Below are 23,861 nucleotides of genomic sequence, written 5' to 3'. Positions count from 1 at the left end.
AGCTAAAAACCACCATTTTTCGAACAATTACAACAAACCTCGTAATATTTTTAGTAATATTTTCCTTTTTAAAATTTACTTTAATTGAACCAAATTAGAAAAAGTTTATTAAGTTTTTAATATTAATTATTTCATCTAATCAAGTTTTAATTATTACAAAATAATTATTTTTAAATTTTTTAGTATATTTCAGTAAAATTCCCCACTTAAGCTAGTGCATTCTAAAATACATATGTTAATCAGTGATTACTAGAATAATATTAGGCATCAAACTAATGACAACCGCATTTGATCTATTAATCAGTACTTTATGGTTTTATTAATTATGGGTTAATTTTTATTAATATCCTTTTGAATATAGTTCCAAATAAAAAAGTAGCTAGAAAATCCAGCTACTTTTTCATTACTCGGCCAATAATAACGACCCTTTATTTTGTAATAGATACATATTATAGTATAATCCTTGTTTTGCAAGAAGCTGTTGATGGTTACCTTCTTCTACGATTTTTCCTTTGTGCAATACATATATGCAATCAACATCTTGAATTGTTGATAAACGATGAGCGATGATAACCGTAGTTCTACCTTTTCTCATCTCAGTTAAAGCTTCTTGAATTGCTTCTTCTGTTTCACTATCAATATTTGCAGTTGCTTCATCTAAAATAAGAATAGTAGGTTTTGCTGCGATCGTTCTAGCAAACGTGATTAATTGGCGCTGACCACTTGATAATGTTGAACCTCTTTCAACAACTGCTTCATCATAACCATTTGGTAATTTTTCAATAAATTCATTCGCTCTTACTAATTCGGATGCTTCTTTAATTTCGCTCTCAGTTATTTTGTTATTATACATAGAGATATTCCCTTTTATATCTCCAACAAATAAATAAGGATCTTGTAAAACTAATCCGATATTAGAACGTAATTCACTTTCTTCAAATGTTGATAGTTTTTGATCATCAATCTGAATTTCCCCGTCTTTCACATCGTAAAAACGTAATAATAAATTCATGATTGTTGACTTACCACTTCCTGTATGACCAACAAAGGCCACTGATTGACCAGGTTTAACTGAGAATGAAATATCATGAATTACTTTATGCACCCCGTCATATGCAAATGAAACATTCTTAAAATCAATACTTCCTTCTTTTACTTTTGGTAAGTCAGTTCCTACTTTAGTAGGAGCTTTTTGTTCTTCATCCATTAAGTCAAATACTCTAGATGAAGATACAACAGCTTGCTGTAATAAAGATAATTTCATCATCATTTGCGTGATTGGTTCAAAAAATCTTTCTAAATAACTTACAAATGCATAGACTGTACCAATCTCAACTGGATTACTAAAAGAAGTAATTCCAAAGAAGCTCAGAACAAACATTATACCAATTGTATAAATTAAATCTGTTGCTGGTCTTAAAAACAGAGAATCTAATCGTATTGTTTTTACACCTGCATTATAGTGAGATTTATTAACTCCCTCAAATTCATTTTGTAATCTTTTTTGTTGGTTAAATGCTTGTATGATGGACATACCTTGTAAGTGTTCGTTCAATTTAGCATTTAAATTACTTAATTGCCCTCTAGTTTCCATAAAAAATGGAAAACTCTTTTTTCGATAGGTTAATATAATAAAATAAACAATTACAACTAACCCTACACAAATGGTTGCTAATTTAGCGTCTAATGAGTACATCGCAATAATGATTCCCACTAAAAAGACAATTTGCTGGATAAACGTTGCCAGCACACTAACATAAAAATCTTTTATAGCTTCTGTATCATTTGTAATTCTTGATACAATACTTCCAATTGGCGTTTTATCAAAAAACGAAAATGCTAATGAATGTACATGCTCATAAACTTTCATTCTTATATCTTGAACAACTTTAAAAGCAATTTGTTGAAACATTAAAAGCTGTAAATATGATAAAACAATTTTTCCGATTGTTATTGCAACATATATAGAAAATAACGTTATGATTGTATCTTTTGGAAAATACCTCTTCATTAAATGATCATCTAGAAATCTTTTAACTAAGATTGGACCATACATTTCACATGCTGTTGCAAGGAATAAGAAAATAAATGCAAAAGTCAGTAAAACTTTATATTTTTTTAGAAATGAAAGAAGACGTATTAAATCTTTTTTCTGCCTTGTAGCATCGATTTCAATCTCCTGATTCATTTTATCTCCCTCCTTGCTCTACTAGTTCTTCTAGTTGTTGTCTTTCAAACATTTCTTTATACCAACCATCAATTTGAACTAATTCATCATGTTTACCTCGTTGAATAATTCTTCCTTCGTCTAAAACGATGATTAAATCACTATGCATGACTGCACTCATACGATGAGAAGTAATAAATGTTGTTTTCCCACTTCTTTCATCCTTTAAAGAGTGTAATATTTTTTCCTCTGTTTTCGCATCCACTGCAGATAAACAGTCGTCTAATATTAAAATATTAGGGTTTTTAATTAAAGATCTAGCGATTGAAATTCTTTGTTTCTGACCTCCAGATAATGAGACTCCTCTTTCTCCTACAATCGTGTCGTAGCCTAACGGGAATTCTAAAATATCTGCATGAATATTAGCAATCTCGGCAGCTTTATGTACTGTCTCGATTGAAGAATCAATTTGGCTAAACGCAATATTTTCCTTAACCGATGATGAAAATAAGAAATGTTCTTGAGGTACATAACCAATATGTGATCTAAGAGATAATAAAGTAGTATCTTTAATATCTAAATCGCCAACTGAAATACTCCCGTTAACTACTTCATATTCTCTCAATAAAAGTTTTAAAAGGGTTGTTTTTCCTTGACCAGTTTTACCAACTATTCCAATTGTTTGACCTTCTTGAACATTAAAATTAATGTCCTTTAATTCAAAATTTGATTCTTTATTAAACTTAAATGAATCAATTGAATAAGTAATTTCACCCATCGGAAGTTTTTCTAATGCATTTTTTTTATTTTGAATTTCAGGTTCAACACTTAATAAAGAACGTATTCGGTCATAAGAAGCGCGGCCTCTTTCGACAATATTGAATAACCATCCAATTGCAAGCATTGGCCATATTAATATTCCTAAATAAGTAACAAATGTAATTAATTGCCCAACAGTAATATCATCTGCAATAACTAATCGAGAACCATAAACAACCGCAATAATATAGCAAATCGAAACGACCAACATGATTGTTGGATCAAAAAGTGCATCAATTCTAGCAACTCTCATATTGTATTTCACTACTAAATCTGCTTGATTTTTAAAAGCGGTTACATCTTCTTTTGTTTGCCCTAAACTTCTGATAACCTTTAAACCACTCATACTTTCTTGAACTTTATTATTTAATTCTGAAAATGATTCTTGCGCTAAATGAAAACGTTGATGTAATAATTTACCATAATACTGAGTCAAAATGGCCATAACAGGTAATGGCAAAAGACTAATAAGGGTTAACTTCCAACTTATTGACACTGCCATCATAATTAATACCGATCCACCTAAAATAATAGAATCAACAAAAGTTAAGATCCCTGCCCCAGCTGTCTCGCGAACTGCTTGAACATCATTTGTTGCGTGAGCCATTAAATCTCCAATTCTATTTTTTTGATAAAACGATGGAGACATTTTTGAAAAATGATTATATAAATCATCCCTAAGCTGTCTAGCTAATTTTAAAGAAGAACCAAATATTAATCTCCTCCACCAATATCGAAATGCATAAAGAAGTAACCCATTAATAAAAATTAAACCTACCCAAAAAAGTAAGTTTTTACTATTAAGTGAGTTTTTTATCATTTCATCAATTACATAACCAATAACTTTCGGAGGTAGTAGCTCTAAAATTGCAACGATTACTAAAAGAGATATTCCCCATACATAGCTTCTTTTTTCTTGTTTGAAAAACCAAAACAAATCTTTAAAAACTGACATTCCTTCACCCCCGCAATGCTGATTAACTAATTTTAAAATATTTAGAAAACTCAAAACAATGTTCATTATAACATAAAGTTTAAATGTTTTTTAATAATTTGCTCATTTAAAAAGGTTGTTAATTTTCGGTAAAATATAACATTACATTAAATGGATTCACTCTTAAATTATAACTACTTAACCTGCATGAGAAAAAATTTTATCTCATACTCAAATTTTAATAAAATAAAAAAAGGGTCTCCTTTTTGGAGTCCCTTTTTTAGAACCAGTTTAACCAACGAAATACAAAGATTTTCAATAATGGTGGCAATAGTCCAACCAATATTATTTGAAAAATATTTTGTGGAGTTGACACCGCAATGTGAAACTTACATACTTTTTCTCCGCATGGTTTAATAACCATCTCGCCACCACATTCAATCTTTTTTATCTCATTTTTCATTTTAATACCCCCCAAGTTTATTTTCACCAAATCCCCAATTATGTAATAAATTTTTCAGAGATTTAAAGATTTAGGTCCTTAAAACTCTGGCATTACCCTTAAAATCTAATTTCATAGGATTATGTATTTTTATGTTACTTTTCGTAGTCAAGGTTTCTACGATATGTTTTGGTTATTCGTTATTGGTTATTGATCTTGGCACTTGGGGTTTAAACTATTAATTTTAAAGGATATTTGGAATATTCTGGTTCACTAGGTAGATTATAGTATATTTTTATAAAATCTACAATAATACTGCAGTAAAATTTAGGTAATGTTTGAGCATCATATTATAATATATAACTGGTCTTCCTTCTTCTTGCTTCAAATTTATTTTAAGCTTACAATTCTTTTTTTCTACAAAATGAAAAAAATCAGTTTAAAAATATTACCAGTATGTTTCTTATAACTTAAAAACCACTCTCCTTTGGTATAGTATCCAATAGAAAGTGGTTTCAATTTTGCCAATTAGTGTAAAAAATAGATGATTTCACATTCGTTGTCAACGAACTACTACCTACTAACCCTTCAATTTAGATGAAGTGGGGGCTTGTGTCTGCCGAGATTCGCCATTGCTTCTACCCTAGCAGATAGCGAATACACTTATTCCTACGCAGTAGTCCAAACGTCATACGAATCTTTTAACATTAGAAACCTAATTATTTCAGGTGGGACAGTCTCACTCTTGACCATCCTGATGTTTATGATCGCTATGAGTCTCATAAACTTACCATTTCCGAGAAAATTGATACGAATAAGCAAAACCTGATCTTTGTTTATTATCACCCTTACCGGGTCATCCCTAGCACAGGTGGACTATCACGAACAGTAAATCAAATCTATTGCCAAACCTCAATCATTGCATCGGCGTTCGCTTTTAAATTATTGTACGCTTTTGCAGAAACCTTTTTCGAAGCATTTTCATTATCTAGAAAACCTTTAAAATCTTTAATATGTTTGACAACCTTATCCGCAGAGCCTTTCTTTTCAAATTGTTCTACTGAATTCAAATGTGCCTTCAATGCTTGCGCAGATCCTGCTTTGAAAGCTCCCGCATTTTCAAAGCTATCGATCATAGAACTTACACTTGTTGCATTTAGATTGTTCAGCACAAGATTGTTATCGGTAGCGCTTTTATTTGAGTCTGTTTCTGAAGTTGCCGTAAAGTTAATATTGGCCGGAGCTGTCATACCTTTAGGGATTTTCACATAAACAGGTACATCAACTGTTTTACCCGGTTCAACTGCTACAACTTTGTTTTCAAGTTGAACTGTCCAATTATCACCTGCAGAAGCGTTAACACGAATAAGATCCTTTGCTTCACCAGTATTAGTAACATTAAAATGATAAACTGCCACTTTGCCCGCTACAGCCGGTTGTATAGTGCCAGCGCTTACATTTACCCCGCGTTTATAGGCACCTGAGCCCTCCGTGTTACGTACGGCAACCTGGTAATGTAGTACACCGTCATTGCCTTTGTACTTCCCTAAAATATAGAATTGTAGTTTATTGTATGGATCGATGTACTCACTGACAACATCGTCTTGGCTAATAGAACCATCGAATTTACCGCCAACCAAACTTGCCCCATTACCTGCATGGAATAAAGAATCCAGGGCTTGACGTGGGTCACCTTTTGTAACCGATACTGTTGTACCGTCAGGCTTTGTAAAGTCCTTCAGTCTGATATCTTCTGGATGTGAATCAACTGGCCAAATGAACGGTGCAGTTTCTGCATTTTTCGTTTTTGAAATCAATACACCTGAATCGGCCGCAAAGGAATCCGCACCAACTCGGTCTACAACTTCTAGAGTGTAGTTATTGTACTTAGCGTTGTTTACGTTACCGATCATATCGTTACGCCAGTCACCGCTTAGGTAATTGCTTGGTGTTAAATCGCTCATACTGATGTTGATTCCGTGAAGTCCAGTTCGACCAAATTTACTGCCAATTGGTACTTCGCGTGCGATAATATCCGCAAACACAGGTCCAGATTCTTTTAATTCATCACGGTTGAGCTGCAGGACTTCATCATTGGATAGGAATCCCTGTTTCATTTTATTTCGAAGCGTATGTGGTGCTGGTAACGAAGATCCAAGGGTTGCCGGAATCATCCAGCGTGTATGCGTTCCACCTGGACCATTAAATGACCCACGACTCATCGTTTCCCAATAACCCGAGTAGGTTCGAGGGTCTAGAGCTGCATTATTATAGTTATCGCCCAGTCCCTTAAGGTGACCAAATTCATGAGCAAATGTTGACATGCCATCACTTTCACCTTGAATCGAAACACGAATCGATTTGCCATTTAATGTTGCACTCGATGCAGCAGACCAAATAGATTTTGCTGCAAACCATGAAGTCCAAGGTACATAACGAGTTTTTGCCCAGTTTAGCATATTCTCAAATCCAGTTAAATTCTTCGGTGGCCCAAATTCAGCAGGCACCGAGTTCTGATTCATAAACTTCATTTCTCCCAGTTCTTGCCAAACGGTTGATTCATCATAGCCAGCATGTACAATGAACGCAAAGTCATAGTTTTTTCCTGATGCGACTATGTCTGATGTTGCTGCATTTATACCATCCTGGAAGAGATTCCCTGTTTTATAATTACCTGGCAGTGAACCAGGATTAAAACTGTCAAGACCATATTGAAATTCGTATTTATCCAAGCGATAAGGACCGTAAGAATCAAGGGTTACGCCCCATTTTCCATATGAGTTCTCTTTCCAAAAGCCATCGATTGTCTGATAATGATTTAGCTCACTTGGAACATTCAAGTAATTTGTCCAAAATTCCCCGAGTTTTTCGCGAGGAACGGCATTGACTTGAGGATTACCGATAGGATCTTTCCCCTTAGGCAAGGTCAAAATAAAATCCTGACCTGGAAAATCGACCAAGATCAAAGCTCCTTTAAGGTTTGATTCCGGTTGAATACTCTTATCAGTACTCCAATTTACACCAGGGACTGGTTTATAATCATTCCAGGTCATATCGTCTGGATTCACCCATGACTGAGGATCCACTGGTCCGGGCATTTTATCAAGCCCTGGCTCAGCAGCGAATGCGGATGTTGAATACATCGAAATCATTAAAGTGGTCGATAATGCAGCAATCTTATTTCTACGCTTCAAAATGATTCTCCTCTCATTTGTACACTATAATTTATGTAGCTTTCGTTTTTGAATTTGCCCTATCGATTATGTAAAGTTATCATTTCTTTTTTTTGCTTCTATATCGTCACCTCCTGAATCAAGCTAAAAGCCTACTTGTATCCCCCTTTCATGCAATTTACTAATTAATAGAATTCATTGCTAGTTTACGAGAATTTATAAAATGATAAAAAACTATAAAATATTTAATAATTTATTAACAATTCTAAGCTTTTAATAATGAGTATTTTGACAAATTTTGAAAATACCGCAAACTTTTTTATCGACTTTCTCTTTCATATAACTTGTTAAATAGTTAGAAATCGACGTATTAAACAATTTTATTTCGAAGTATTTGTCAACTGTTTATGGATTTTGACATGTTCTGTATAAAAATATTTGTTCTAAAAAAACATACGAATGTATTAATGATTAAAGAATTGCAAGATAAACAGAATTCTTCTAAATACAAAATTTAAGAAAAAGATATAAAAAAACACCAACTTTTCGCGAAAGTCGGTGTTTTTAAATTTTAATTTTTCCCTTTAACTTCTTTTGGTAATCACAAAAATTTTCTCTAAAAACATAAAAAACCACTTGCCCATTGGTTAATTCCAACAGAATAAGTGGTTTTAGATTGTATAATGATTCATGATTTAAATAATTACAAATTCTTGATGTAGGATTCACTTAAAAGAACTGCTTCCAGAAAGAATATGTTCAATATTTATTTCAAAACAAGCTATAAAGCCTTATATTTTAAAAGGATTTATTATTTTGTTTGGTTGTTCATAGCCTTCATCATTTGGTTAATTTTCTTTTGTGAAGGTTTTTGTCCCATTTGAGCCATCATTACTTTTAACATTTGTTCATTAATTGGTGGATTTTTCTTTAAGTAGTTCATTGTATATTGACGAGCTATGAAAAATCCAATCGCAACACCTGCAATTAATGCTAAGATGCCGACTAGAAAGTATACCCACATTTTATTGCTTCCTCCTTAAAATCATCTAGAAACAATTTTACTAAAACTAACCAGTTTATACAAGAGCAAACTGCAATTTAATCGTTTTAAATATACTTTTGATAGGCGATAGGTCTTAGCCAGCCAAATCGCTGATCCTTCACATCTATTGCAATGAATGTTGAACGAAATTTTCTTAATAGCTCAAAGAATATTGTTTCTGCCTCTAATGATCCTTCTGCATATAAAATAAGTTCGTGAGGATAAAGTTTTAGCTGAGCTTTTGCACCATCAACAAGTTCGAGAAGATACTCTCCAGTTTCCTCATAAAAGTAGATCTGTTGAGAATCAAATTTGCGAATAAATGTATGTAGCTCGAATAATGGTATTGGTTCTGTTATATATTCTAATTGTTTTTCGATTATTTTCCTTAGTTCAATCGATGAATAATAATACTCATATACTAGTTGATATATTTTATGCTCTTTTCCATAAAATTCTATAGACAGTGGTTCTCGAATTAAAAAAATTTTATATTCCCTCATATCTTGTCCACTCCCAACAACTATCTGTAAGGAAGATTATATAAAATTCCATTCAAAATATTTGTCATTTTTAAGGAGTGAAAATCAACTAGTTTTGTCGAAAAATCTTTAATAAAGCATTATATTGAAAAAAGGTTTAGGAAATAGGAAAAGAATTTAAAATTCTTTCCCTACTTTTCCCATCTTTACCTTTATTGTAATACTTTTTTTGCTGCTGAAACGACATGATCAACAGTAAATCCGAATTTTTCCATTAATAAGTTACCTGGAGCAGATGCACCAAATGTATCGATTGAAATTACTTCTCCATCGAATCCTACATATTTATGCCAGCCGAATGAAGAACCCATTTCTACTGCTACTCTTTTCGTAACTTCTTTTGGTAATACTGATTGTTTATATTCTGCAGATTGCTTTTCAAATAAGTCCATTGAAGGCATCGAAACAACCGATGCAGAAATTCCTTCTGCCGCTAATTTTTCTTGTGCTCCAACTGCTAATTGTACTTCACTACCTGCTGCAATTAATACAACATCGATTTTATCTTGTTTCGCAGGAGAAAGAACGTAAGCTCCTTTTGAAACTTTATTATAAATATCAGTAGTAGTACCCTCTAAAGTAGGTAAATCTTGACGAGACAATACTAACATTGTAGGAGCATCTTTAGCTTCTACTGCCACTTTCCATGCTGCAGAACTTTCATTTCCGTCTGCTGGACGAATTACATTAAGATTAGGCATTGATCTGAATGCTGCTAGTTGCTCAACTGGTTCATGAGTAGGTCCGTCTTCACCAACTGCGATACTATCATGTGTAAATACATAAGTAACAGGTAAATTCATTAAAGCAGCTAAGCGAATTGCTGGTTTTAAGTAATCAGAGAAAACAAAGAATGTTGCGCCAAACGCATGAACTCCACCATGTAGAGCCATACCATTTAATGCTGCACCCATTGCAAATTCACGTACACCGAACCAAATATTTCGTCCATCGTAGCTTTCTCTCGTAAAGTCACCTTTACCATTCATATACGTTTTATTAGATCCAGCTAAGTCTGCAGACCCACCAAAGAAACTAGGTAATACGTTTGCGATAGCGTTAATTGCTTCACCTGAAGATGAACGAGACGCAATTTTTTTACCTACTTCATATTTAGGTAATGCTGTTTCTAAATCTACAGTAATCTTACCTTCAATCGCATTCTTTAATTGAGCTGCTAATTCAGGATATTTTTCTTCGTATTTAGCAAAAGTAGCATTCCACTCAGCTTCTTTCTTTTCCCCAGCTTCAACAATTACTTTATTAAAATGTGCATACACTTCTTCTGGTACGTAGAATGCATTTTCATAACCCCAAGCATACGCTTGTTTCGTTAAAATCGTTTCTTCTTTTCCTAATGGCTCACCATGAGATTTTGATTTACCAGATTTATTCGGAGAACCGTAACCGATTGTTGTTTTCACTTCAATTAGAGTTGGTTTTGATAATTCTTCTTGTGCTTTTTGGATCGCTGCAGTAATTTCATCTAAGTTATTTCCATCTTCTACTCGAATAACTTGCCATCCATAAGCTTTAAAGCGGTCTTCTACGCTTTCAGAGAATGAGCGATTTAATTCTCCGTCTAATGAAATATCATTTGAATCATAAAGAACTACTAAGCGTCCTAATTGTAAATGTCCCGCTAATGAAGCTGCCTCTGCTGAAACACCTTCCATTAAATCTCCATCACCACAAATTGAGTATGTAAAGTGGTCAACTACATTTAAGTCTTCTTTATTATATGTACCTGCTAAATGACGCTCTGCTAAAGCCATCCCAACAGCCATCGCAATACCTTGTCCTAATGGACCTGTTGTAGCTTCAACACCATGTGTATGTCCATATTCAGGATGTCCTGGAGTGTTGCTACCCCATTGACGGAAGTTTTTAATATCTTCAATAGAAACTTCGTAGCCTGATAAATGTAACATGCTATATAGTAACATTGAACCATGGCCTGCTGATAACACAAATCGGTCTCTGTTAAACCATTTTGAATTTTTTGGGTTATGATTCATAAATTTTGCAAACAATGCATATGCCATCGGTGCAGCGCCCATTGGCATTCCTGGGTGACCAGAATTTGATTTCTCGATTGCATCAATTGATAATGTACGAATCGTATTAATTGCTAATTGTTCAATATTATTAGACATAAATTTCGCTCCTTTAGCTTATTCATAGATATTATCATATAATTTACCATGATTTATTACAATAACTAACACTTAGTTTTGACATTTTTAACAAATTCTTTCCAAGAAATAGAAAAAAGCAGAATATTCTTCTGCTTTTATTTGTTATTATTTACAAAATATGAAATTTTATATTGTTAAATCTTTTTTAATGTAAATTTTTTTTACGCATTGCTTTTTCATATTTTAACTTTGCAGGAGTAATATCATTCCCTTTTTCATCAACAATTTTAAGTGAAGTTAATTCATCCATCATTCGAGAACGGAAATCTGCTAAATATTCTTTTCTTAATTGATCTTGTTCAGCTTTCTCTTCAGGATTTAACCCTGCTTCTTTTGCTTTTTTTGATAATTCATTTATTCTATCTAAAGTTTTTTTAGTAACCATTAGTAACCTCTCCTTTATTTATATCTTATCTATTCATTGTTAGTTCCATCACTTTTATAATCAGACGAATAAATAGATGTCTTTCTTGACAAAAAGTCTGACGAAAAGCGGAGTAAAGAGCACTCCCTTAGCAGGCTATGCATCGAAGAAATCGATCGTTAGTTAGAGTCTGATATTCTATTCAATGTATCTCATCTTACAATAAATTGCATTAGCTTTCAATATTGGAGATTTCTTTCATATGTTCATTATACCTTCTATTGACAGTTGCTTTTGAAACGTTATATCCAAATCCTTTTAAGGTAGCTGCAATTTCTTCAAATGTTAGGTCGTTTTGACGTAATCTTACAATTTCGGAAATCGGTAATTCCAACTTATCTCTACCACCTGCGTTTACACTACCTTCTAAGTTTTTTTGAGGCTTATACCCGTTTTCAACCGCCTTTCTCATACCTCTTTTTATTTTCAGTTTAGCTACTTATAATATTAATTGTTAAAAAACAAACCCCCTAATTTTAGATAAACCTTTAATTTTCTAATGTTTTTTTATTGATTTTTATGGTAAACAATTTTTATTATAATTAAACTTCTGTATATTTTTAGGATCAATCTATTATTTAATTCTAATTTCTCATTTGATTTATTGAATAAAGACACTATTAAAAATATATTTACTTATTAATAAATAAAATAAGACCATTTTATTTTAAATAACAAATTCAAATATTAGAGTAAAGGTTGTAAAGAAGAATGTACATTTTTTATTAGTGGACAAAGCCTGCCTGCGAGGACAGCACTCCACTAAAACGATAGTTCGAGGACCTTAAACTTTAGGGATTTAATGGGTAGTAAATGACAATAACACAATGAACAAAACAATTAAGGGTATATTGCAAGGTTGTTTTCTTTAGAGAACTTCAAACAGATAATGGAACTATGTACAATCTTATAGAAGAATGAAAACTTGTACTTTAGAATATCTTACGTGCTAAACGTGATAATTCAGCAAATAATACTCATAGATTCAAATATGAGTATCGTCAAACGACACTAAACTTAGCTCGCCAAAATAACCCTCATATTCGTTAAAACTACACTCATATTGTTCGAGCGTTTTGTCGTCCTTACCTTCGACTTATATTAAGGTCATTAGCCGTATTAATCAAATTTTTTTGCGCTATACACCTTCGTTTTAATACGTTTTCCTTTAAGCGAATTATTAGTATTAGCAACGAAAAAGACCCCCACTTATCGTAATTTATCGTTGTAGAACCCTGCATGTAAAAACAAGTGCTAACGGATAAGCTATCGATAAGCAAAGCGCCTAAGACAACGGCATGATCCCCTGGACTTGAACCAGCTACCCCTACCCTGTCAAGGCCAAATTTTTTAGCAGTTATTAGCTATGGGTATCCGACTGTAAATGGCCAAACATTTTGCAAGCCAATATTCAGAAGCTAAAAAAGAAGGTAAAAGAACCAAAAAGGCTGATCTCTTTTTTAAACACTATTCCACTTATAGCTAATGCAGAAACATCTACTCCCCCCAACTTACCTTGCTTTGAATAACTGAATTAATAACTCGTCTAACTCTTGACTACATTGAATAGTTTTGGCATGAAGAAGCCCATATTGCCTATAAATATCATATAATTCATATCTCTTTAACTCTATCTTAGTTGTTACTTGTTTAAAAAAAATAGCCATTCTATAGCCCTCCATTTAAATAACTCTCCAATAAGATTTTTATCTTTCTGTGACGGACGAATTATTTGCCCCTTTGGCACCTGTTACAGAATAATCAGCACATATTGAACACTTTTGATTTTTCAATTAATCTTATTGATTAATTGAAAGTCGTGCCTCATAATATCACGTCGCTTGATTTTGTCAGCACTCAAATCCAAAGTACTATGTACATTGACTTTTCAATCTTTATTACTACAGAAATGAGATATAAAGAGCAAAAAAACCGGCACCGTCATATTGAAGCGTCACCGATTCTTGGTTATCATGTAATTTATCTAGGAACAATTTATAGTTTACACATAAGAAGTTATAACGTACCAGTTGTTTTACTTTTTATGTTTTTGATGCATTACCAATCAAACGAAGAACGTACTCTAGGTTTTTTTCAAGCTCATACCGTTTGACCATATTGTTCAGCTTTACATTAGTAAACAAGAACACTCTTTGTGTAACTCTATTGTCCAATGTATCCATTATTCTTTCGTACCATTTTCTAGCGCAATCTGTTATGATCGCTACATTACTCGTATAAAGCACCATCTTCTTTTTGTTTAGCTTTAACAGATAGTTTTGCAGAGTATGTTACGACTTGGTAATCATTATTTACAGAATCATCAAGCTTTTCACCAAATTAAATATCAATATATTCATTTGTTTCAAAATTCCATAATTCATTGTCTATCCCTGATTCTCTCTTTTTTGCCAACAGGTGCAGCGGAATTAACTGCTACAGAGGCAACTGACTTTCCTGTTACAGGGGCATTCAAGTAGCAAGTTACCATTTATTTATGAGTTAAATTCCATAGAATCCCCGATTCCCTTTTTCGATTAATTATTCAGAATAATTGTAATCAAAGCTCCTTTCTTAAAATTCCGAATTTTTAATGTAATATAAGTTGCTTCTGTTCGCGTTCTTGGCTGCTGCATCTTATATTAAAACTTTAAGATTTTATGAATTTTTTGTAAAATCATGAAATATTATGGTAACCATAACATTTTTTTATTGATTGTTAAATCGGTATTGGATAAGCTAACTTTTATCTTTTTTTATTTCACGAGGTTTGGCCCATATAAAGAAAACTCGCCGATTGGCGAAGACAGAGGAGTATTGCACTTATACTTAATTCCTAAAATTAGCAAATACGTCGAATTTCCTTCTCAGCAGCTAATTTATACTTTCTTAATCTGCGAAAAAAGCCAGGGCTTATTTCAATAAGCGCTTGGATGATTTGCATATCGTTTAACTAAGTAAGAAGTTAATAGTATTTCTTTTTGAATCGACTACACGCACGATTTTTTTGTTTTTCTATACCAATCACACAGACTATTTAGATTAATAGTATTTGATTGTCCAAGATTTAGAGATTCATTGTAATTGTTCAAAATTATATCATCAGAATCTCTCCTCTTGTCCCCTGTTCCACACCACCAAACTAATAAACAGTGTTATATCACTAAAAAATATCGTAAAGCTTTTTTACTCTAAAGTATGAATATTATTCCAAATTTTTTGGATTATCTTAATAAAAGATTGAATTGTTACTAAGTTTTCTTTTTCCTTCAACGTAATGATAGAGGTTTGTATTTTTACCTTGTTCTCAGTAACTAGGATTGGGACTAAATCACCATTGTTAATTTCTTTTTTTATACAGACACTAATTCCTACCCCCACTCCGATATTATTTAATACTGCCTTTTTGATCCCGTCTAAACTTCCATATTCGATTACGTTTTGTAGTGAGAGATTCTTTCGCCTCAAATATTTGCTAATAATCGATTCAATATATCCGTCATCATGATATTTAATGAAAGGGAACTTCATTAGTAGTTGGTCTTCCGGGTATCTAGTATATAAATCTTTAGAAACGATTAGAATTATATCGTCCTCTCCAATGACGATGTTTGTAATTTCATTTTTACTGAGTTCGCCCGAAATAATCCCAATATCGTATTTATTTGATTCAATCCCTTTTATAATTTCATCCCTTTTGCAGGAATACAACTTAATCTGTAGATTGGGATATAGCATCAAGTATTCAGAAATGATATAAGGAAAATAATTCGTACAAAGGTTTTCACTTGCGGCAATCGATACATTGCCATACGAATTTGGATGTTCGGTGAATGATGATTCAATCTTCTCTACAATGGAAAAAAGCTGATCCGTGTATGTTTTAAGGATTTCACCTTCTGGCGTCAAATAGGTCTTCTTACCTACCCGTATAAATAGCTCCTGTTTCAATTCATGTTCGAGCGTCTGAATTTGTGCAGTTACAGCAGGTTGAGTGAAATTTAACTGTCTCGCAGCCTTTGTAAAATTTAAGTACTCTGCTACGTATTTAAAAGTTTTCAGATGTCTTAATTCCATGTAGTTGTTCTCCTATGTATTTTGATAAATACGATATTCACCTTTAAAATTCAATAAAGTGTTTTTCTTTTCATAAAAAAGACCATTTCCAAAATGAAACTGATTTAAAACCAATAAGTTTTGAAGAGAGCCGCCCCCTCTTCGTATATTTTAAGTTCATTTAAGGTCATGACTTAAAATAAATATATGTTAATCATTTTATGTCGTCAAGTGTACGAATCGGAAAATTTGAAATAAATAAAGAAACTCGCCGATTGGCGAGACTTTTGGCGAAGTTAGAGGCGTAGTTGCATTTATATTTGTTTCCAAAAATTAGCAACTACATCAAGTTTTCTTCTCCGCTTCTAATGTATACTTTAATGTCAAAAATAAAACAGAATGATTTTGTGTCATCCTGTTACAATAAAACCTTAAATACCTTTCTTGGGCGTCCACGTGAATTAGGAGTTTCTTCAGCAACTTCTTTTGCAAACCCTTCATTCAAAAGTTGATCCAATATTCTGCGTGCACTTCTTGGTATGATTTGTAAATGCTGAGCAAGTTCATGTGCTGTAATTTCTGTTTTACCTATTTTTTTTAAAATCGAATCAACTTTACTTATAGTAGAAACACTTAATGAGGTTTGTTTACTGATCGTCTGGAATTTCTTTGATCCATAGGAGTAAGTAATTTTTTCAGGTCTTCCTAATGGACCATTAATTGTTTTGTTGTCAAAGAAGACCATCCAAGCTCCGTTTCCATAATTCTTTGCATTCAGTAGTGCTTTTCCAGCGTGTATTTCAGCCTCATATGCAGATTGTCCGATTCCTATGCCACATGTCACAACTCGTTGACTAAGCTGCTGAATTTCTTCTAAATCAGGAACAGAAGTAAAGTTTTGGGTTATATCAGAAAGTGCACCGCGTGTTGAGAAAATAACGTAACGTCCAGGGCCTACTGATTTTAGTGAGCCTTGAACTCTCTTAGTATAGATAAGTAACTTTTGTATAATTTGGATTTCCTTATTATAAATTTCATCAGAAGAATACATGTTATTAGATAAACCAGACAAAATATCAATTTCAAACATTTGAACTCCGATTTGTCTGGTTTTAAAATGTAACAGTTCATTTTTACGAAGTGCCGTATTCAATTCTGATTGAATTGCGTTTTTTGTTGGTTGAACACGAAATACTGGTACACCGATTTTTTGTAGCTCTTTAAACACGTACCATGAACAAGTAACAGCAGCTTTTGTCTTTTCTTTTTTCCACAGCTCATAATGGTGCTCAATAATAGGATCAGGGGACGTCTGATCTGTTATTAGAAAATTCTGAGTAAAAGTAATATCAATTTCCTCAAAAACTTGTTCTAACTCGGATCGTGTAAAAAAATCAAAGCTAAGTTCATTTATGTTCACTTTATGATAATATAACGTGTGGTATAACGTTTTGTATAAACTCGCTCCCGTATACTTAACAAAAAACATCGGCTTATTAATTTTCCCCCACTCTTTTGCAAATGAATATGGTAAATAACCCGAAAAAAGCCACATATCGATATCATGTTGATGAGACTCCAAAATATCTATGATATCCTCATGGAGATAATGTAAAAATGTAAAAGTAGTAAACTCCGAATATTGCTTGGCAACGGAATCCATCAATTGTAAATTATCTTCAACGCCTATTATTCCTAATCGAATTGTCATATTCACCCTACTTTTGTTGTTGCCTTAAGATACACAACCTAATTTTATTTTAGTAAACCTTTTTATATAAATATTTTTCTATATGATTCATTTACTATAACCTAACTTTTTTACATTTTGTTTCGATTTATATGCTCCTATATTTCTAGCATATAATATTTACTTAATTACATAATTATTTTATAACATAAATATTAAAATAAGCTCAAATTATACTTTGATTAAATGTAAATTATTCTTTATAAGGATTTCTTCTGCAAAAACAATGTGATGCAGACATAGAACTTTAATGCTCATTCAATAATTCGCAGACTTTTATTTTCCAAATCATATGATCATTTCCTTTTTCCCAATAATCATTTAATAAGTAATCAGGTTCTCCAAATTTCTTTTTCCAAATTTTTTGGGCGCTAATATATCCACTATCTAAACAAGATTCTTCAATACCTCTATCCTGTAAAGTAATATACATTTTTTTTAATAATAAATTCCCAATTCCCATCTTCTGATAATCAGGATGAACAAATACAGTTCCTATCTCAGTTAGACCTTTTAAAGCATTATTTGTGTAATTACAAATAAAATCGCTCGCAGGTCCGTATTCAATTGACCCAATTATCTTTTCGTTATTTAATGCAATCAAAAAATATCTCTTCTCACCATTGCTTTCAAAATCAGTAATTAAGTATTTTTCTTTTATCTCGATTTGATTTTTAATTCCCTCCAACTTATCCCCTATACCTTCTTTATTAAACGTATCAGTAATCACTATTCTAAAAAATTGATTTAACTCCTGAATGTCCTCAATTTTTGGCCTTCTTATCTTAATATTTATCATCTAAAAACCACCCCTTACTACTCTACATTTCAAGAACAAACTAAGTAGTTTCCCATAATCTATACTGCTATTTGTTGAATTATTATTTATTCATGCCTATTCTATAAAAAAAATTATTTTCTGTCCCATTAGGGTTGTCCATAAAAATTATAGAGGTACTATAAAATAAAAACCCTCTTATTATTTAAAAGAGGGTTTTTGTTTTAACTCGGCTAGAAGCCAACCAGTGACCTCTCCCCTGCCAAATTCAGAGTACGAGTATTATACAGTAATTATGAATATATTAGTTCAATTAAGTCCAGTAAATCAAGCGGTCTCTGCAATTTTATTCTTTGCAACTCTTTTAATTCTAGTAGTTCTATTATGTCTGTGCAATCGAAAAGTAACGCTTTTTGATGTGGTAGGATGAATTGCACAAATTTGAAATTGAAGAAGAAATTACTCCGATTAATCGAAGAGTTAGAAGATCTTAAATCTGAGGATGGTGTCATTGAGGCTATTGAAATTCCTGGTGAGAGATTTATAGTTGGAGTCCAATGGCGCCCTGAGATGATGCAGAGAAACAAAGTAAATCACTCTGTCATTTTTGAGAGTTTTATTAAGGAGCGCTCTCTTAGGAATTAAAATCAGGAGCTGATAGTCAATCAGCTCCTAATTATTTTTTCTCAGGATTGTCGAGTAATTATTTAATTCTGTTAAGATTATTTTCTTATATTAATCTTCAACTACCGTGAAAATAAACTGCTGTAACTCTAGGAAAAAGGCAATACAATAAGACTCAGCTTATTCATCAAAAAAAGAGGTGCGACTGATCAATGTTGTTTATGGACTCGAGTTATTAAGGTCTTCAATGACCTAAATGCTCCAACATCCTGTAGGAAGTGAAAGATAAAGTAATAGCATCCAAATTGTGTCATACGAACGAAATAAATTAAATTTTCGCCTTTATATTTCCCCTCAAAAAGGAGATGATTAATAGTAAGATTGGAAATATACTAAATAAATAAAAAGCAGCATTTGCGAGAGTTCCCCCATTTTAATCGCCTAATTGATATTCCTAGGAACACTTGCAATGATGTAAGTGATAGGAATCATACCAAAAACAAAAGGTCGAATACATCTTTTTTTAAAAATTTGAGCCATTCCTAGTGCGGCTACATAAATAGCAATTGTATAAGTTGTAAATAATTGCATAATCCAAATTACAATGAATAAGGAGTCGAATCTTTCAAATAAAAGACCTGGAATTTCATAACTTCGAAAATATGTGAATAGTGGCCATGTTTGTAACACAACACCGTCTACTGATAATGCTCCAACTACTATTATTATAGTAATTGTATAGAAAAAAATAATCATCCCAAGTCCAAGAATAACGACTTTTGATGCTTGCTTTTTTTCTTTCATATACATAAATATAAAGAGAATAATTACAAATCCAGAGAATCTGTAAGAAGAAGTCATTATTCCTTTAAGGATTGGCTTCACACCCATCCCTAATACGGGACGTAAATTATCAATTTCGAATATCCCGATCCCTAAAAATAAAACTATTAGTAAGCAGATAGCCGTAATAGGAAATAAAATCTCTAACATCCGGCCCAACGAATTGATTCCTCCAAGTACTAAGTATAGACCGATCCAAATAAATGGTATCATAATAGCCCACATTGGAGTTCCTTTAAGAAAATATATTCCGATCGTGTCCGCCATGGATCGAACTTCAAATGCTGAGAGCGCTATGTAATTGACAATTACATTTAAGCTTAGAAATAAGCCTATCCATTTTCCAACAATTTTTTGATTAAATTGAAAAAACGTTTCATTTGGGTATCTTTGGCATAGTTTAACATGTAAGAGTACGATAAGAATAATTAATACGCCACCTAAAATAACTGATATCCATGAATCTGGAGTTTTTACTTTTTCTGTTACTGTTTTAGGTAGTACAAAATTCCAGCTCCTAAAATAAAGTTTGTAAAAAACATTATTGCTTGAAAATTGCTAATTCGATCAGTTGAACTATTAATATTCATTCAAAAAGATCCTTTCGAAATGCAATAACTTTTAACTCCCACTAAATGGATACAAATCAAATAGGAAGAATAAAAAAGCCCGATACGTGTTATTTTTACCAACATTTAACAATCACATTACAAAGCAAAACTTATAAATGGGAATAGGTAGATAATTAACATAGTTTATTTTTCCCTATTAATATGTTAATATTCACCAACGTTTTTTATTGCTGAGAAAAGTATTTATGTAGACTAGATTTCAATACTAATCTCGTCCGCATTCAATACTTCAATATCAACCGGCTCTTCTTTTATCCTATTCAAACGGATACTTATCGATATAATTCCGTATATATAAGAAGTTTATAAACGACCTAAGCTTATTTATGCAGTTTCTATCGTTCGTTGGTGATAATCCCATCTTCTTATAATTCCGGTAAAAAGTCGTTATTATAGTGCTTAACGTGTTGATGCAATAAATAATCCGAATAGTTTCGGATATGTGCTTCGTCAAAATTAAACCAAGTTCGCCGAAATGACGCTCATTTTCGTTAAAACTATATTCATACTGTTCCAGCGTCTTGACCGCCTTACCTTCTACTTTCATTCGGACATAAATTCCTCTCATAATTGATATTAGCCGTTATTGTTACCTTTTTTACGTTATTACTTTCGCTTTAATACGTTTACTTTAAGCAAATTACTAGTGTTCACAACGAAAAACGCTTCCCTTATCGTAATTTATCGGTTTAGAACCCTGCATATTAAAAAGGGTGCTAACGGATAAGCTAACGATAAGCAAAGCGCATTAGGTCAACGGTATGATCCCAACTGGAAGCCAAAGTAATCATTTTTCAGCCGTAAAAAATAAAATCAGCAAGAAATTGAACGTCCTTGGTTCTTAGTTCTAAATTGTAGTCATTGATCTAAACCCATCACTTATCGACAAAGAAATTGATATTTCGTTGTTGAGTAGTATAGGTCTTCTCGTTCTAAAATGATAGATGGAAATTCAGGGTGATTGATCGCATCTGGATACCCTTGTGTCTCAAGGCAAACCCCTAAGTATTTTCTCGCTGGGACATCTGATATGGAAAATGGGCCTTCTAATTGATTTCCTGAGTAGAGAACGACACAGGGTTGATCAGTTGTAACACGTAAAGTCCGCCCACTTTCCTCTTCCCATAACATTATAATATTCTCACAATTGTTAGCGCAAACAATCGGATGGTCATAACCGTGACCAACAAGGACATTTTGGGGATGAGACGATTGGATTCCGTTTTTTAATTTTCGACCTTGCTTAAAATCAAAGGGAGTGTTCTTAACATCAAGTAATCTTCCAGTAGGTGTTAAATCAGGACTTAACTCTAAAAAGTAATCAGTTTCTAATTGAAGCATATGCTCCAAACAATCCCTTTTTAAATTACCACTTAAGTTAAAGTAAGAATGATTCGTTAAATTAACCAATGTCTTTTTATCCGTTTTTCCCTCATACTTAATTTTCAGTTCATTGTCGTTTGTTAAAAGATACGATACGGTTAGATCTAAATTTCCTGGATATCCTTCTTCACCATCATGACTAAGATTGAAAAATTTCAGACCAATTGCATTTTCTTCTTCAATTTTTTCTGTTTTCCAAATGACAGAGCTAAGCCCTACTTTTCCACCATGTAAATGGTTACGATCGTCATTAGCTACTAGACTATATTTCTTACCATCCAAGTCAAACGATGCACCTTTAATCCTTCCAGCCACTCTTCCTACTATCGCTCCAAAGTAAGGTGACCATTTTAGATAGTCATTAAAATTATCAAAACCAAGGACAACATTTTCAACAATTCCATCATGATCAGGAACCATAATTTTCGAAATGACACAACCATAATTTAGGCAAGAAACCGACATTCCTGAATTATTATAAAGAGTATACTCTTTGACGGATTCACCCTCGTAATTGCCAAACAACCTTTCAATCATTTGCATCGGATTATCTCGACTTTTGGAGAACATAATGATTGGATAAAACGATGAAATCCATCAATTCCCACTTCATCTCGTTTAAAAACACCTGAATCCTCTAATGCTTTCAAAAACTTCTTCCCTACTTCTTCTCTTAAAATCGATTCAATATTTGTTTCATTGGCAACAGAATAATACTGATTCTTTAACTCATTAGCCCAGTGGAAATGATATTTTGCAACGACACTTGCTTTATTAAGAATGAATTTCCCTACTTCTTCAAGTTCATCCTTTAGTCGTGCAGGTAACACTGCTAACCCCATGACTTCAATAAGACCTATGTTCTCCTTCTTGATGTGATGAACATCTTCATGTGGATGAAAAATCCCATGTGGATACTTAGAGTTCGTTCGATTATTACGAAGAACTAAATCTAATTCAAATAAGCTTCCATTTTTACGAGCTATTGGGGTAATCGTATTATGATACGCCGCGCCTGTTTTCGATATGATTCCTAATTCTTCATCATTGTAGCTTTTCCAAACTGTTAAAATTCTTTCTGCTGCTTCAACTAGTGTGCTCGATTGTTCCGATTGTAACCGAATCACAGACATTGGCCATTTCAAAACTGAACATTGAACATCTCGAAACTCTTGCAATTCAAAAGTCAAATCAGCAGCCGCACGTGCCATAGCAAATTCATAACGACCACCTTGATAATGATCATGAGATAAAATTGAGCCACCTACAATGGGTAAATCGGCATTGGATCCAACAAAATAATGTGGAAATTTCTCAACAAAGTTTAACAATCGTTCAAATGTCTTGCGGTTAATGGTCATATTTGTATGTGTTTTGGATAAAACAATACAATGCTCGTTATAGTACAAATAAGGTGAATACTGTAAATACCAAGTTTCTTCTAATAAATTAACTCGAATCATACGATGGTTGGAACGAGCTGGATGACCGATTCTTCCTACATAACCTTCATTTTCAATGCAAAGCAAGCATTTCGGATAGTCGCTTTTTTGAGCTGTCCTTTCTAATTCAATGCTTTTTGTATCTTTTTCTGGTTTAGACAAATTAATGGTAATATCTAATTCACCATATTTTGTCGACACCTTATACTCAATATTCTTCTTGATTTGCCTCATCTGAATATAATTACTATTTTTACCTAATTGATAAAAATAGTTTGTGGCTGATAGAGGATCCTGTTTATATTTTTCATAAAAAAACTGATTCACAATTGATGGCTGTGGAATAAAGCAGTTCATTATTTTACTAGAGAACATCTCTCTTTCATCAAATTGGTTCTCAATGATCCCTTTTTCACATGCATAATTAACGATTAAATCAAGTAAGTCTGGAATCATAACTTGACTCTCCCCAGTTGATTCCTTATATTCGGCTAATTGTAAAAGGAAAAGAATTTGATTGCGTGCATATATTTCATCATCCGACTCAATTAATTGAGCGGCAATTGCTTGATTGATTAATTGTTGTACGTATTGAAAGATCATCTTTTC

Annotated in this window: 15 protein-coding genes and 2 pseudogenes; 1 reads left to right on the top strand and 16 read right to left on the bottom strand. The window is 32.7% G+C overall.

The genetic code is table 11. From position 1 onward, the window contains the following. Positions 1 to 403: 403 nt before the first annotated feature. From AN960_RS22550 to AN960_RS22495, 13 genes and pseudogenes are all read right to left on the bottom strand, one after another. Positions 404 to 2,188, bottom strand: a complete 1,785-nt coding sequence (locus AN960_RS22550) for an ABC transporter ATP-binding protein (protein ID WP_056476727.1) — start codon at positions 2,186 to 2,188, stop codon at positions 404 to 406. 1 nt (position 2,189) lies between these two features. Then, entirely contained in the window at positions 2,190 to 3,941 is a 1,752-nt protein-coding gene (locus AN960_RS22545; RefSeq protein WP_056476725.1) for an ABC transporter transmembrane domain-containing protein, read from the bottom strand. A 259-nt stretch (positions 3,942 to 4,200) separates the two neighbouring features. Continuing rightward, positions 4,201 to 4,383 carry a hypothetical protein gene (locus AN960_RS22540; RefSeq protein ID WP_056476724.1) on the bottom strand — a complete coding sequence of 61 codons (183 nt, stop codon included), beginning with the start codon at positions 4,381 to 4,383 and terminating at the stop codon, positions 4,201 to 4,203. Positions 4,384 to 5,261: 878 nt separating this feature from the next. Beyond that, positions 5,262 to 7,556, bottom strand: a complete 2,295-nt coding sequence (locus AN960_RS22535; protein WP_056476723.1) for an FIMAH domain-containing protein — start codon at positions 7,554 to 7,556, stop codon at positions 5,262 to 5,264. 790 nt (positions 7,557 to 8,346) lie between these two features. Beyond that, on the bottom strand, positions 8,347 to 8,559 hold the full coding sequence (locus tag AN960_RS22530) for a YneF family protein (RefSeq protein WP_056476721.1): 213 nt from the start codon (positions 8,557 to 8,559) through the stop codon (positions 8,347 to 8,349). Between the two features lie 86 nt (positions 8,560 to 8,645). Beyond that, positions 8,646 to 9,083, bottom strand: a complete 438-nt coding sequence (sirA, locus tag AN960_RS22525) for a sporulation inhibitor of replication protein SirA (protein WP_056476717.1) — start codon at positions 9,081 to 9,083, stop codon at positions 8,646 to 8,648. Positions 9,084 to 9,274: 191 nt separating this feature from the next. Further along, the gene (gene tkt, locus AN960_RS22520; RefSeq protein ID WP_056476710.1) at positions 9,275 to 11,278 is read right to left on the bottom strand and encodes a transketolase; all 2,004 of its coding nucleotides are present in this window, start codon (positions 11,276 to 11,278) and stop codon (positions 9,275 to 9,277) included. Positions 11,279 to 11,465: 187 nt separating this feature from the next. After that, on the bottom strand, positions 11,466 to 11,705 hold the full coding sequence (locus AN960_RS22515; RefSeq protein ID WP_056476708.1) for a DUF896 domain-containing protein: 240 nt from the start codon (positions 11,703 to 11,705) through the stop codon (positions 11,466 to 11,468). A gap of 211 nt (positions 11,706 to 11,916) precedes the next feature. Continuing rightward, positions 11,917 to 12,183, bottom strand: a pseudogene (locus tag AN960_RS22510) (YneB family resolvase-like protein); the annotation flags it as partial. 1,072 nt (positions 12,184 to 13,255) lie between these two features. Continuing rightward, on the bottom strand, positions 13,256 to 13,411 hold the full coding sequence (locus AN960_RS24185) for an aspartyl-phosphate phosphatase Spo0E family protein (RefSeq protein ID WP_286131792.1): 156 nt from the start codon (positions 13,409 to 13,411) through the stop codon (positions 13,256 to 13,258). A 1,519-nt stretch (positions 13,412 to 14,930) separates the two neighbouring features. Further along, positions 14,931 to 15,821 carry a LysR family transcriptional regulator gene (locus tag AN960_RS22505; RefSeq protein WP_056476705.1) on the bottom strand — a complete coding sequence of 297 codons (891 nt, stop codon included), beginning with the start codon at positions 15,819 to 15,821 and terminating at the stop codon, positions 14,931 to 14,933. Positions 15,822 to 16,218: 397 nt separating this feature from the next. Beyond that, entirely contained in the window at positions 16,219 to 17,511 is a 1,293-nt protein-coding gene (locus AN960_RS22500) for a helix-turn-helix domain-containing protein (protein WP_056476703.1), read from the bottom strand. 286 nt (positions 17,512 to 17,797) lie between these two features. Continuing rightward, positions 17,798 to 18,349, bottom strand: a complete 552-nt coding sequence (locus AN960_RS22495) for a GNAT family N-acetyltransferase (RefSeq protein ID WP_056476702.1) — start codon at positions 18,347 to 18,349, stop codon at positions 17,798 to 17,800. 405 nt (positions 18,350 to 18,754) lie between these two features. Here AN960_RS22495 and AN960_RS22490 point away from each other — a divergent pair, with 405 nt between their 5' ends. Further along, complete coding sequence (locus AN960_RS22490; protein ID WP_056476701.1) at positions 18,755 to 18,973, top strand: gamma-glutamyl-gamma-aminobutyrate hydrolase family protein; 219 nt, start codon at positions 18,755 to 18,757, stop codon at positions 18,971 to 18,973. A 307-nt stretch (positions 18,974 to 19,280) separates the two neighbouring features. On the opposite strand, the pseudogene AN960_RS22485 reads toward AN960_RS22490, so the two are convergent. From AN960_RS22485 to galT, 3 genes and pseudogenes are all read right to left on the bottom strand, one after another. Beyond that, positions 19,281 to 20,385, bottom strand: a pseudogene (locus tag AN960_RS22485) (GerAB/ArcD/ProY family transporter). A 921-nt stretch (positions 20,386 to 21,306) separates the two neighbouring features. Then, positions 21,307 to 22,353, bottom strand: a complete 1,047-nt coding sequence (locus tag AN960_RS22480) for an aldose epimerase family protein (RefSeq protein ID WP_056476699.1) — start codon at positions 22,351 to 22,353, stop codon at positions 21,307 to 21,309. Continuing rightward, positions 22,344 to 23,855 carry a UDP-glucose--hexose-1-phosphate uridylyltransferase gene (galT, locus tag AN960_RS22475; RefSeq protein WP_056476696.1) on the bottom strand — a complete coding sequence of 504 codons (1,512 nt, stop codon included), beginning with the start codon at positions 23,853 to 23,855 and terminating at the stop codon, positions 22,344 to 22,346. The genes AN960_RS22480 and galT overlap by 10 nt, the downstream gene beginning before the upstream one ends. Positions 23,856 to 23,861: the final 6 nt, after the last annotated feature.

Source organism: Bacillus sp. FJAT-25509, from assembly GCF_001420605.1.
GTDB lineage: Bacteria > Bacillota > Bacilli > Bacillales > Bacillaceae_G > Gottfriedia.
This window is presented reverse-complemented; position numbering and strand designations above follow the sequence as displayed.